This is a genomic window from Halopseudomonas pachastrellae (genome assembly GCF_900114765.1).
GTDB lineage: Bacteria > Pseudomonadota > Gammaproteobacteria > Pseudomonadales > Pseudomonadaceae > Halopseudomonas > Halopseudomonas pachastrellae.
The window spans coordinates 1-11,485 of record NZ_FOUD01000033.1; the positions used below are offsets into that span (position 1 = coordinate 1).

The window sequence follows — 11,485 nt, forward strand, 5'->3', positions numbered from 1 at the left end:
CGCAAGATTGAAAAGGCCAAGGCTCAGGTGCGCGCCAAGGTCGAGCATCCGTTCCGGGTAATCAAGCGCCAGTTCGGTTACACCAAGGTGCGCTTTCGCGGCTTGGCCAAAAACACGGCGCAACTGGTGACACTGTTCGCTCTGTCGAACCTGTGGATGGCGCGCCGACATTTACTGGCGAATGCAGGAGAGGTGCGCCTGTAATGTGGAAAATGGCTGCCGCGAGGTGCTCGCGGCGGCTAAAAACACAGAAATAAGCGGGTGATCTGAGCGTTTTTGATCGATTTGCCGCTTTTAAAATCGGCAGGGGCTGAAGTCAGCCAGAAATACACAACTACTTCAGACCATCCCTAGCAGGGTGCCGGTGTAGCCGTTGGCGCCGTAGATCATCCATTGAGACATGCATATGCTCCTGAAACCTGGGGAGCAGTCAGAGTAATGGCGTCAGCGGATTTGTGCCAGGGAAGTTAACGACGCCTGCACGCTTGTGTGGTGCCAAAGATGGTGTGGCGTTAGCCTGTCGTTGTCGCGTTCGGTTCTCTCAGCCGCGAATTACCTGGCCGCGGTAGATGCGTACGCTACCTGAAGGCGCGCTGCCCTGGTCGGTGTCCGCTTCGAGGCGGGCGATGTTCTCCTGGCGGTGCGAGAACTGTCTGGAGGCGATCGCACCCTGGGCCAGTGGCGATGGCTGGGCGACCGGGTCGGGCGCCTGCACCAGGTCAGCCAGACGTGTCCCCAGCTCGCGAATCTCTTGCAGCTGGCTGTCACGGCTGAGGTCAATCATGTGTTCGACCGCATCCGGATCACCCAGACGGACGGTGACGCCGAGCGAGCGCTTGAGCTGACGGCGCAGCGCTGTCATGCAGTCGAGAGTGGCGCGGTTGAACTGTGCCTCTGCGATCATGTTCATACCCCCGTAGGTCATTGGCAATGAGAAGGTGTTATAGCCAAGCGGGATATCGGCAAGCAGAATGTGTACCAATACACAGTTCTGCGCGGAAAATGCGGCCTTGCGGGGTCATCGAAGTGGCGTCAGGTGATTGGCGTGCAGCTTGCTGGTGCAGGCTTGCACCGCTCTGGCGCAAGGGTTTGAGTTTGTTCACGTGGGTAGGGTAGAGCAATGAAAGAGCCAGAATTGGGCGAACTGCCGAGCATCAGTGCAACGCGGGAGCGGTCCTCGGAAAGCGCCGCCGACGGTCAGACCACTCGGACAGTCGGTGAGCTGCGGGCCGAGCCGCCATCGCGCCCCAGCGCCGGCGGCAGCGGCGCGTTGTGGGCATTGTGCGCGGCCTTGAGTCTGGCCCTGTTGGGGTTGGGATATTGGACTCACCAGCAGCAGAGTGCGTTGCGTCAGCAACTGGTCTCGACGCAGAACAGCTTTGCCCGCATCAGCGAGGAGGCGTCCGGGCGGATTCAGGATATTACCGGCCAGGTGTCGGCCAGTCAGGACAGCTTCGGTGCCGCCGAACAGGCCCGTCAGGCCGAGGTGACGCGTCTGAAAGAGCAGTTGGCCGCCTTGAACAAGCGCCAGACTGAACAGCAGCAGGTGCTCGAACAGGTGCAGCAGGCCGGTGTGCGCCGTGGCGAGCAACTGGTGGCGCAGCAACAGGCGTTGCAGACCCTGCGCGATGATAGCGAGCAACAGCTGATAGAGGCGCAGACGCGCGCCGAGCAACTGGCGGCGTTGCAGAGGCAGGTCGCTGAGGCGGAGCAGGCACTGGAGCAGGTGCGGGGCGAGCTGGCCGGACTGGCGGCACTGGAGTTGCAGCTGGGGCAGCAGAGCGAGCAGTTGGCAGCCCAACAGCAGGCGCTGAAGGCCTTGGAGGGCAAGGATTCCTCCGCCGAGGTTGATCAGGCCATGCTGGTGCTGCGCAGCGAGCTGGATCAGCGTCTGGCGGCAACCGATCAGGCCTTGCAGGCGATCGACAACTTCCGTCTGCAAACCAACCGCAGCCTGAGCACCCTGCAAAGCCAGCTGAGCGCACTGCACAGCCGGGTTGAAGGTAACTGATGAACTTTCTTGCGCACCTGCTGCTGGGCTCGGCCTCGGCTGAGCAGGCGCTGGGCAGCATGCTGGGCGACTTCGTCAAGGGCCCGGTGCACCAGCTCGACCTGCCAGAAGCCGTACGCGGCGGGGTCTGGCTGCATAGGCGCATCGACAGTTACACCGATGCGCATCCGCTGGTGCTGCAGAGCAAGGCGCGCATCAGCCTGGAACGCCGGCGTTTCGCCGGCATTCTGGTCGACATGTTCTACGACCACCTGCTGGCACGCCACTGGGCAAGCTTCACCGATCGGCCGCTTGATGATTTCAGTCGGGATGTTTATTGCCAGTTGCGGGCCCAGCGGGCATTGATGCCCGAGCGTGCCTGGACGGTGGTGAGCTACATGAGTGAGCAGGATTGGCTGGGCAGTTACGCCGAGCTGAAGCACCTGCACAGGGCGGTCGACAACATGGCCCGCCGCTTTCGCCGCGAAACAGCCATGCCGGGCGGGGTTGCCGAGCTGGAAGCCGCCTACCATGGTTTTGAAAGCGACTTTCTCGCCTTTATGCCCGAGCTGCAGCGCTTTGCCGAGGCTCAGGCTGCGGCCTTGACCTCGGCTGACTCACTGCTCGATTTGCCGCCGTCCAACCCTAGCGCCTGAGCAACGGCGGCATGCGCGCTGCGCGCCAGCTGGTTGCGGTTCATCGCTGTGCTGTCGAGAACCGGCAGGAAGTGAATCTCCACATCGATATCCCGTGAACTCAGCAGGCGCCACAGGTGCCCAGAGAACTCGTCGTCATCGATAAAGGGGGCAAAGGTATCGCGCTCGCCCGCATGGCGGTAAGCGACTGCGATGGGCTGGGTGGGTACCTGCGCCTCGATGGCTGCCGCCAGCAGGCGACCATGAAAGGTGCGTACCTTGTCGCCGGCAGTGGTCGTGCCTTCGGCAAATATCACCAGGCTGCGATCTGCTGCCAGCACGTCGGTCAGTTGGTCCTGCACGGTGCTGGATGTGCCTTGGCCGCGCTGAATGAAGCACGTCCCGGCTGCGCCGGCAAGCCAGCCGATGACGGGCCAGTCGCGCACCTCGGCCTTGGACAGAAAGTGCACCGGGGCTTGTGCGCCCAGCACCACAATATCCAGCCAGGAAATGTGGTTGCTTACCCACAGGGCGGTCTGCGCGGGCGGCGCGCCCGTCACGCGAACCTGTAGCGGCAAAATGCGAATCAGGTTGCGCATCCACCAGCGCGTCAGCTTTTGGCGTTGCCGATCGACCGCAGCGGGTTGCAGTCGCTGCATCAGCTGCACCCAGCAGACCAGCAACAGCCCGCAACTGATCCAGCCAATCACGGCGACAAGACGTGCTACCCGCCGAGGCGTGCTTACCAGACGATCCGCCATGCTCAGCTGGCCTTGAAGTGCCGGGCGTAGCGCGGGCACAGCTGCTCGCGGCGCAGCAGAATGAAGACGTCGGCGCAGTTGAATTCCGGATCCCAGCAGGGCTCGCCGCAGACTTTGGCGCCCAGGCGCATGTAGGCCTTGAGCAGTGGCGGCAACTGCGCGGTCACGTTGTCCGGCAGGGTGCGCTCGGGCAGTGGCAGGCGCGGGATCGCGTTGAGATAGTCGCGGTTCAGGTAGCGTCCGCGCAGGCGCTGCATGATGGCGTGCGCCTGTATGCCGCCGTCATTCATGTCGATGCTGGCGCATCCCATCAGGTAGCCGTACTGACGCTCGTTCATCAGTTGCGCCAGGCCTGACCAGAGCACCGAGATGGTCGCGCCGTTGCGGTAGTCGGCGTGGACGCAGGTGCGGCCGATCTCCATGATGTCGCCGCGCAGGTCGGCCAGACCCACCAGCTGGAACTCGCTCTCGCTGTAGAAGCCACCGGCAGCGCCGGCGCGGCTGCTATCGAGGATGCGGGTGGTGGCCACTACCTGACCGCTACGGTGATCGCGCACGATCAGGTGTTCGCAGTGCAGGTCATAGTGATCCTGATCCAGCCCGGGCTCGGTGCTGTGCAGCTGGGCGCCGCACTCCTGTCCAAATACCTGATAGCGCAAGGCCTGTGCCGCTTGAAGCGTGGCGGCGTCGCTCGCCAGTTCTACGGTCAGGTGACGGTTGCCGGATTCTTCGAGGGCGAAAGCTGCTTGGGTCATGGACACCTCCATCTGGGCATCAGCTGCTGTTGTTCAGGCTGAGCCTATGGCGTTGCGGTGTCAGGTACGTGAATCTGGCGTGACGATCCTGTGACGTCGCCTTCGTTGATGCATGTCAGTGGCCCTCGGCGCGTAATCGTCTATAAAGCCAGTATTTCCTGCGTCGAGGTGGCAGTAATGGCGAATTCACCCAGAGTTTTGTTTGATAACGGCGTGCACAAGGTGCTCTGCTTTGACCAGTTGGTCAGCGGCGACGGTGTGCAGTCAAACCAGTTTTTGATCATCGACCACGATCAGCACGCGCTGCTCGATCCGGGCGGTGACCTGACCTATACCCCCCTGTCGATGGCCGTCAGTCGGCACATTCCCCTGCGCGAGCTGACCTATGTGTTTGCCTCGCACCAGGACCCGGACATCATTGCCTCGCTTGACAAGTGGTTCCTGCACACCGGGTGTCGGGTGGTGTGCTCCAAGTTGTGGGCGCGTTTTCTGCCGCACCTGAGCGCTGGCTTTCTGACCAAGCACACCGGGCTGAGCACCACTGACCGCATGATTGCGGTGCCGGACCGGGGCATGGACATTCCGCTGGGGCAGACCCGGATCAAGGTCCTGCCCGCGCATTTTCTCCACTCGGTGGGCAATCTGCACTTCTATGATCCGATCAGCGGCATCCTGTTTTCTGGCGATATGGGCGCATCCATGGTTGATGATGCGGAACCGGTGACCGACTTTGCTGCTCACAAGAGCAGTATGGAAGGTTTTCATCGGCGCTATATGGCCGGCAACAAGGCCTGTCGCCTGTGGGCGAACATGGTCCGCCGGCTGCAGCCGAAAATGATTGTGCCCCAGCACGGCAGCCCCTTTGCCGACGCCGAGACCATCAATGCCTTCCTGGATTGGATCAGCGAGCTGGAGTGCGGGCTGGACCTGCTGACGCAGGAGGATTACCGCATTCCGGTGTAACGGCGGCCGCCTCTGGTGATGCAAGGGGTGGTGGAGCCTAAGGACAGATTATGCAGGCACCGGTTTACCCCTGGCGTGGGGGCAATCGCTTCACGTTGCGCGTGGATGGCGAGTCGTTCTTCCCGCACATGTTGTCGTGTTTCGAACAGGCGCAAAAAAGCATTGATATCGAGCTGTACCTGGTGGAGTCCGGGCGCAGTACCCGACAGTGGATCGACGCATTGCTGGCCGCTCGTGAGCGCGGCGTGCAGGTGCGTTGTTTGCTCGACGGTGTCGGCACTGACGGCCTCCGGGCGAGCGAGCGTAAGGAGCTTGAGCAGGGCGGGGTGGTTTTGCGCTTCTACAACCCGCCCCGGCTACTTAGCGGCTCGCGCCTGTTTCACCGCGATCATCGCAAGCTGTTTGTGATTGATCGCAGGCTTGTGCTGGTGGGCGGCACGGGTATCACCGATGAGTTCTGCCAGCCCGATCCGCAGACCGGTACGGCCCGCTGGCATGAGCAGATGCTGGAGGTCGAAGGCCCGGTGGTAGAGGACTGGATAACGTTATTCGAATACGAATGGGAGCGCGTTGAGGAGCGAGCCAGGCCAGGCTTGGCTGCAGTGCGTCGTGGCCAGGTGCCGCCGTTACCGGAAGGTAAAGATGGCCAGGGTCGGGTTGCCTACATCGGCGCCAGGGAGCAGAAAGAGGTGGTGGCCTCACTGCTGGCGGCGGTCAAGCGTTCAGAACGGCGGGTCTGGTTGGCTACCCCTTACTTCTTGCCGTCGCGGCGGATTCGCTGGGCCTTGTCTCGCGCGGCGCGGCGCGGCGTTGATGTGCGGCTGCTGCTATGCGGCATGACTATTGACCACCCACCGGTGCGTTACGCCGGTCAGCGCTATTACACGCGTCTGCTCAAGGCCGGCGTAAAAATCTACGAGTATCAGCCACGCTTTACCCACCTGAAAACGGCCCTGGTAGACGACTGGGTGTCACTGGGCTCTTGCAACTTTGATCACTGGACGTTGCACTGGAACCTTGAGGCCAATCAGCAGGCCGTGGACTCCGAGCTGGCGGCGGCGGTGGCCGATAGCTTCGAGAACGACTTTGAGCAAAGCCATTTGTGGACGTTGGCTGAATGGAAGGAGCTGCCCCGCTCGCACCGCTTCAAGATTCGCTTCTGGGGGCAGATCAACCGCTGGGTGATGTGGATTTTCGGTATTCCGCGCTGATCAAGGGTGTCAGCCGGACCGCCTCGCCTGCACCGAAACGCTGGGTGCGGGCGAGAGCTCAGAGCAGGTGAGGCTGGCTCAGTTGAAGACCGGTTTACGCTTTTCCATGAAGGCGGTAAGTGCCTCTTTGGCCTCCGCTCCGCTCAGCAGCTTCGCGAAGTGATCGCCCTCGGTCTCCATGACTTCGTCAGCAGTGCGGCTGACGCCGCTGCGGATCAGTCGCTTGGTCAACTGGACTGAGCTGGGCGGCAGCTCGGCAATGCGCAGGGCTGCAGCGCGCGCGGCATCCAGTACCGCTTGGCCTGCAGGCAACGCCTGATTGGCCAGGCCGATTTCGCAGGCCCGTGTGCCGCTGATTTCTTCGCCCAGCAACAGCAGTTCGGCGGCGCGTGGGTGGCCCAGCAGGCGCGGCAGCAGGAAGCTGGAGCCAGCCTCCGGGCACAGGCCCAGATTGACGAAGGGCATTTTCAGGCGCGCATTCTGCGCCACATAAATCAGGTCGCAATGCAGCAGCATGGTGGTGCCAATGCCAACGGCGGGGCCGTTGACCGCGGCGATCAGCGGTTTGCTGGCATGGCACACGGCCTTGAGAAAACGGTAGACCGGGCTGTCAGTACCGGTGCGCTCATTCTTGATGAAGTCGCTGACATCGTTGCCGCTGGTAAAGCAGTCCGCGCTACCCTGGATGATGATGGCGCGGATGCTCTGGTCGCTCTCGGCAGCAGCGATGGCATCGCCCATGTCGCCATACATCTCGCGGGTCAGTGCGTTCTTCTTGTCGGCGCGGTTGAGGGTCAGGGTCAGTACGCCCTGGCTACGTTCAATCAGCAGATGATCGCTCACGGTCACTCCAGTGTCTGTTGTTATTCGCTCAGCATGCTCGCACGTCTGGCGGGGTGCCGCAGCAAAGCATGGCCTGTTGAATGGGGCAGCATAACAGGCCCGGATTCAGCGCCTGGTGAACACCTCATCCAAAACCTGTGCCCGCCCCAGTCCGGCCATGAACAGCGGTTTGCCCAGTTGCTCAACGAATGCGCTGGAGCCACAGAGCAGGGCCAGGGCGCGGCGGGAGGGGGCGCGCAAGCTGCGCACATCGCTCTCAAAGTGTTGCTGCTGGCGCAGCTGCAGTTGCATGCTGGGGTGGCTCTGGGCCAGCGCTTCGAGCTCGTCTTTCAGGTAGCAGGGCTCATCACCGCGCTGCCAGTGCCACAGGGTGATGCCAGCGGTATGTCCTTGCTGCAGGGCATCCCGGGCAATGGCCTGTAGTGGAGCCAGGCCGGTGCCGCGGGCCAGCAGCAGGAGCGGGCGGTCCTGCCAGTCCGGTTGGTAATGCAGGTGCCCGCTGGCGTTGCCCAGGTGGCATTGCCCGCCAACACCCATTTGCAGCAGGCGCTGACCGAACTGGCCGCCCGCGTGCTGCTGCAGGTGAAACTCGAGTGTCGGGCTGTCGGTTTGGCTGGCGATGGAGAAGGTCCTTGCCGTACCGCAGGGTAGCCAGATGACCAGGTGCTGACCGGGGTGAAAGCGCAGTGGCCTGGCAGGGCGCAGCCGCAGCCGCAGGACGCCGGCTGCGAGTTGGGTCAGCTCCTCAATCTGCGCAGGCAGGCCGTCGCTGGCCGGGTCGTACAGGCGCAGGTGCAGATCTTGCTCGACTGGGCATTGGCAGGCCAGCAGCCAGCCTTCGGCCTGCATCGGCGCAGGCAGCGGAGCCCGGGCCGCGTCTGGCAAAGTGCCGGGCTCGGCCTTGATCAGGCAGCTCTGACAATGCCCGCTGCGGCAGGAGTAGCTGATCGGTAGCCCTGCCTGAAGCAACTGGTCCAGTAGATTGCTGCCGGCCGGAGCATCAAGGCAGCGGTCGGCGATGTGTATCTCAAACATAGCTGGGTTGGTGAAGTTCGCAGCGATTGCGGCCGGCGTCCTTGGCCTGGTATAGCGCCTGATCGGCATCGTTCAAGCAGACCTCCAGGTCATCCTCTGGACAGATGCTGGCGAGGCCGGCCGAGAGGGTACAGTGAACCCCCTCGGGCAAGGAGTCAAAGTCGAGGGCGGCAAAGGCGATGCGCAAACGCTCAATGCAGTTGAACAGGGCTTCGGGATTGCTGTTGCCGAGCAGGATGACAAACTCTTCGCCGCCAAAGCGGGCAACCAGGTCGCCGTCGCGCAGACTGTTGCGAGCCAGGTTGGCGAAGCCCTGCAGCACCTCGTCGCCGGCGGCATGGCCGTACAGATCGTTGATACGCTTGAAGTGATCCAGGTCTATCAGCGCGATTCCCAACTGCTGGCTGGGCCGCATCAGGGTCATACGACGCTGGGCCTCGTTGAGAAAGTGACGGCGGTTGGCTAGCCCGGTCAGCGCATCGGTGGTGGCCAGGTTCTGTAGCTGTCCCATCATGCCGCGCAGGGTTTCCTGATGGGCTTGCAGGGTGTTGTGACGCTGCTGTAGGCGTTCGCGCAGCTCGCGTATGTAGCTGCCCGTCAGGCTCAGGCAGAACAGGAAGCAGGCCAACACAAACCACTCGACCAGGCTCAGAGTGAAGCTGCGTGCGCCAGGTTTGAGGTAGTGCTCAAGGGTGATCAGCAGGCCGAACAGCACCAACGCCAGGCCGGAGTGAATATGAAAGGCACGCCGCGAGAGCTGGAATATGCCAAACACCAGGATGTTGGCGTAGATCATGATGAGGGTGCCGCGCAGCGGCCCGGCAAACGCCAGCAGGTAGGTTATCAGCAGCATGGCCACGACAATCTGGGCGTTGGTCATGCTGGGGTCTTTCAGCCTGAGGTTCCAGTTGCTGCGAATCAGCAGCAGGAACACCAACTGGGTGCCGACGCCAAGCAGGATATGGCTGAGCATCAACCAGGCTGAGCCCTGATAGTGGCCAACAGCCCAGGCGACGCTGATCACCAGATAGGTAATCAGATAATTTACCTGGGCCAGGTAGAAGCGTTGCAGCCTTAATGCCTGAAACTTGGCTGTCTTGGAATCGATCGCCTCACTCACTCCATGTGTCTCCGAATGATGGCATTATGACGTCAATTTATCGATTATGCGCCTTTTTGCAACCGCTTTTCATGTTGAGTGCAGCAAATGTGATCAAGGCCCACACCCGAATCCGGCCGTATCTTGGCTAAATCGCCAGATGGCGCTGTCCAGCGCACCCCGCTCAGGTATACTTGTGCGCGCTTTTTTGGGCCAGTTGACCTGCAGAGTCGGCGGCCCCACCCCGTGAGTCTGGTTTGGCGCTCCCCGTGCCGCCAGCAGCCACAATGCAGAGGAGCTGTCCGAGATGGCCGTTATCAAGCAAGACGATCTGATCCAGAGCGTCGCCGACGCGTTGCAGTACATTTCCTACTACCACCCGGTGGACTTCATTCAGGCTGTGCACGAGGCCTATCAGCGCGAAGAGTCGCAGGCTGCCCGTGATGCCATGGCGCAGATCCTGATCAACTCGCGCATGTGCGCCACCGGCCACCGTCCGATCTGTCAGGACACCGGTATCGTTACCGTGTTTGCCCGCGTGGGCATGGACGTGCGCTGGGATGGCGCCACCATGAGCCTGGACGACATGATCAACGAAGGCGTTCGCCGTGCCTACAACCTGCCGGAGAACGTGCTGCGCGCCTCCATTCTGGCCGATCCGGCTGGCAAGCGTGCCAACACCAAGGACAACACGCCGGCTGTGATCCACTACCAGATCGTCCCGGGCGACAAGGTCGAGATCGACGTTGCGGCCAAGGGCGGCGGATCCGAGAACAAGTCCAAGATGGTCATGCTCAACCCGTCCGACTCCATCGTCGACTGGGTGATCAAGACTGTCCCGACCATGGGCGCTGGTTGGTGCCCGCCGGGCATGCTCGGTATCGGCATCGGCGGAACCGCCGAGAAGGCCGCGGTGCTGGCCAAAGAATCGCTGATGGACTCCATCGACATCCACGAACTGCGTGCCCGTGGCCCGCAGAACCGGGTCGAAGAGCTGCGTCTGGAGATCATGGACAAGGTCAACGCACTGGGCATTGGCGCTCAGGGTCTGGGTGGTCTGACTACCGTGCTCGACGTCAAGATCAAGGATTACCCGACCCACGCAGCCAGCCTGCCGGTCTGCATGATCCCCAACTGCGCTGCTACCCGTCACGCGCACTTCGTGCTCGACGGCAGCGGCCCGGCAGTGCTGGAAGCGCCGCCGATGGATGCCTACCCGGAAATCACCTGGGAAGTGGGCTCCAGCGTTCGCCGCGTCAACCTGGACACCGTGACGCCGGAAGACGTGCTGAGCTGGAAGAGCGGTGAAACCGTACTGCTGTCCGGCAAGATGCTGACCGGCCGTGATGCTGCGCACAAGCGCATGGTCGACATGCTCAACAAGGGTGAGCAACTGCCGGTTGATCTGAAAGGCCGCTTCATCTATTACGTGGGCCCGGTTGATCCGGTCCGTGACGAGGTCGTTGGACCGGCTGGCCCGACTACGGCAACCCGTATGGACAAGTTCACCCGTCAGATCCTTGACCAGACCGGCCTGCTGGGCATGATCGGCAAGTCCGAGCGTGGCCCGATCGCCATCGAGGCAATCAAGGATCACAAAGCGGTGTATCTGATGGCCGTAGGCGGTGCGGCGTACCTGGTTGCTCAGGCAATCAAGAAAGCCGACGTACTGGCCTTCCCGGAACTGGGCATGGAAGCGATCTACGAGTTCGAGGTCAAGGATATGCCGGTCACCGTGGCGGTGGACACCACCGGTGAGTCTGCGCACATCACAGGCCCGCAGATCTGGCAGAAGAAGATTGCCGAAAGCCTGGCGGTTGAAGTGGAGTAAGCGCTTCGCCGTATTAAGAAAGAGCCCCGCCGAGCGGGGCTCAGACTGCTGACAAAGCCCCTAGCCGAAAGGCGGGGGCTTTTGTTTAATGGGTTGTCGTTTATCGCAGGCCAACCCGATGCTCAAACCCCCTTCACCCAAACAACACGCGCTGGAGATGGTCACCCTCGAAGAACTGGTGCCAGCTGACCATCTGCTGCGCAAGATCGCCCAGCACATTGATTTCGAGTTCATTCGTCCTGCCACCCAGCACCTGTATTGTGCTGACAACGGTCGCCCGGCGATTGACCCGGTCACTCTGTTCAAGATGCTGTTTATTGGCTACCTGTTCGGCGTGCGCAGCGAACGACAGTTAATGCGCG

13 protein-coding genes are annotated in these 11,485 nt (G+C 62.0%); 7 read left to right on the forward strand and 6 right to left on the reverse strand.

Annotated elements, in window-relative coordinates:
• Positions 1-204: transposase (locus tag BM116_RS18080; protein WP_139222377.1), on the forward strand; the 204-nt coding region annotated here is incomplete at its 5' end.
• Between the two features lie 337 nt (positions 205-541).
• On the opposite strand, the gene BM116_RS18085 is transcribed toward BM116_RS18080, so the two are convergent.
• On the reverse strand, positions 542-910 hold the full coding sequence (locus BM116_RS18085; RefSeq protein ID WP_083729254.1) for a hypothetical protein: 369 nt from the start codon (positions 908-910) through the stop codon (positions 542-544).
• A gap of 210 nt (positions 911-1,120) precedes the next feature.
• On the opposite strand from BM116_RS18085, the gene BM116_RS18090 reads away from it, so the two are divergent.
• Both BM116_RS18090 and BM116_RS18095 read left to right on the forward strand, forming a co-directional pair.
• Entirely contained in the window at positions 1,121-2,011 is an 891-nt protein-coding gene (locus tag BM116_RS18090; RefSeq protein WP_139057034.1) for a coiled-coil domain-containing protein, read from the forward strand.
• Positions 2,011-2,646 (forward strand): acyl carrier protein phosphodiesterase, encoded by a 636-nt coding sequence (locus BM116_RS18095; RefSeq protein WP_083729258.1) that lies wholly within the window; start codon positions 2,011-2,013, stop codon positions 2,644-2,646. The genes BM116_RS18090 and BM116_RS18095 overlap by 1 nt, the downstream gene beginning before the upstream one ends.
• On the opposite strand, the gene BM116_RS18100 is transcribed toward BM116_RS18095, so the two are convergent.
• Positions 2,580-3,386, reverse strand: coding sequence for a lysophospholipid acyltransferase family protein (locus BM116_RS18100; RefSeq protein ID WP_083729260.1), 807 nt, complete (start codon positions 3,384-3,386; stop codon positions 2,580-2,582). The two genes, BM116_RS18095 and BM116_RS18100, sit on opposite strands and share 67 nt — an antisense overlap.
• 2 nt (positions 3,387-3,388) lie before the next feature.
• A complete protein-coding gene (locus BM116_RS18105) occupies positions 3,389-4,141 on the reverse strand; it encodes a GNAT family N-acetyltransferase (protein WP_083729262.1) in 753 nt (250 codons plus the stop codon).
• Positions 4,142-4,318: 177 nt separating this feature from the next.
• Here BM116_RS18105 and BM116_RS18110 point away from each other — a divergent pair, with 177 nt between their 5' ends.
• Together BM116_RS18110 and BM116_RS18115 are read left to right on the forward strand one after the other, a co-directional pair.
• On the forward strand, positions 4,319-5,104 hold the full coding sequence (locus tag BM116_RS18110; RefSeq protein WP_083729264.1) for an oxygen-binding di-iron domain-containing protein: 786 nt from the start codon (positions 4,319-4,321) through the stop codon (positions 5,102-5,104).
• A 50-nt stretch (positions 5,105-5,154) separates the two neighbouring features.
• Positions 5,155-6,315 (forward strand): phospholipase D-like domain-containing protein, encoded by a 1,161-nt coding sequence (locus BM116_RS18115; RefSeq protein ID WP_083729266.1) that lies wholly within the window; start codon positions 5,155-5,157, stop codon positions 6,313-6,315.
• A 78-nt stretch (positions 6,316-6,393) separates the two neighbouring features.
• On the opposite strand, the gene BM116_RS18120 is transcribed toward BM116_RS18115, so the two are convergent.
• The 3 genes from BM116_RS18120 to BM116_RS18130 form a co-directional block, all read right to left on the reverse strand.
• Entirely contained in the window at positions 6,394-7,158 is a 765-nt protein-coding gene (locus tag BM116_RS18120) for an enoyl-CoA hydratase (RefSeq protein WP_083729268.1), read from the reverse strand.
• Positions 7,159-7,263: 105 nt separating this feature from the next.
• Positions 7,264-8,193 (reverse strand): 2Fe-2S iron-sulfur cluster-binding protein, encoded by a 930-nt coding sequence (locus BM116_RS18125; protein WP_169847324.1) that lies wholly within the window; start codon positions 8,191-8,193, stop codon positions 7,264-7,266.
• Positions 8,186-9,313, reverse strand: a complete 1,128-nt coding sequence (locus tag BM116_RS18130; RefSeq protein WP_083729272.1) for a GGDEF domain-containing protein — start codon at positions 9,311-9,313, stop codon at positions 8,186-8,188. Before BM116_RS18130 ends, BM116_RS18125 begins: the two co-directional genes overlap by 8 nt.
• A 286-nt stretch (positions 9,314-9,599) precedes the next feature.
• Between BM116_RS18130 and BM116_RS18135 the strand changes: the two genes are divergently transcribed.
• Together BM116_RS18135 and BM116_RS18140 are read left to right on the forward strand one after the other, a co-directional pair.
• Positions 9,600-11,123 (forward strand): fumarate hydratase, encoded by a 1,524-nt coding sequence (locus BM116_RS18135; RefSeq protein ID WP_083729274.1) that lies wholly within the window; start codon positions 9,600-9,602, stop codon positions 11,121-11,123.
• A 118-nt stretch (positions 11,124-11,241) separates the two neighbouring features.
• On the forward strand, positions 11,242-11,485 hold a 244-nt coding region (locus tag BM116_RS18140), incomplete at its 3' end, for a transposase (protein WP_139222378.1).

What these genes read in the sequence shown, in the direction of transcription:
- BM116_RS18085 (WP_083729254.1), bottom strand. Translation starts at nt 910, where the DNA reads ATGAACATGATCGCAGAGGCACAGTTCAACCGCGCCACTCTCGACTGC.
- BM116_RS18090 (WP_139057034.1), top strand. Translation starts at nt 1,121, where the DNA reads ATGAAAGAGCCAGAATTGGGCGAACTGCCGAGCATCAGTGCAACGCGG.
- BM116_RS18095 (WP_083729258.1), top strand. Translation starts at nt 2,011, where the DNA reads ATGAACTTTCTTGCGCACCTGCTGCTGGGCTCGGCCTCGGCTGAGCAG.
- BM116_RS18100 (WP_083729260.1), bottom strand. Translation starts at nt 3,386, where the DNA reads ATGGCGGATCGTCTGGTAAGCACGCCTCGGCGGGTAGCACGTCTTGTC.
- BM116_RS18105 (WP_083729262.1), bottom strand. Translation starts at nt 4,141, where the DNA reads ATGACCCAAGCAGCTTTCGCCCTCGAAGAATCCGGCAACCGTCACCTG.
- BM116_RS18110 (WP_083729264.1), top strand. Translation starts at nt 4,319, where the DNA reads ATGGCGAATTCACCCAGAGTTTTGTTTGATAACGGCGTGCACAAGGTG.
- BM116_RS18115 (WP_083729266.1), top strand. Translation starts at nt 5,155, where the DNA reads ATGCAGGCACCGGTTTACCCCTGGCGTGGGGGCAATCGCTTCACGTTG.
- BM116_RS18125 (WP_169847324.1), bottom strand. Translation starts at nt 8,193, where the DNA reads ATGTTTGAGATACACATCGCCGACCGCTGCCTTGATGCTCCGGCCGGC.
- BM116_RS18135 (WP_083729274.1), top strand. Translation starts at nt 9,600, where the DNA reads ATGGCCGTTATCAAGCAAGACGATCTGATCCAGAGCGTCGCCGACGCG.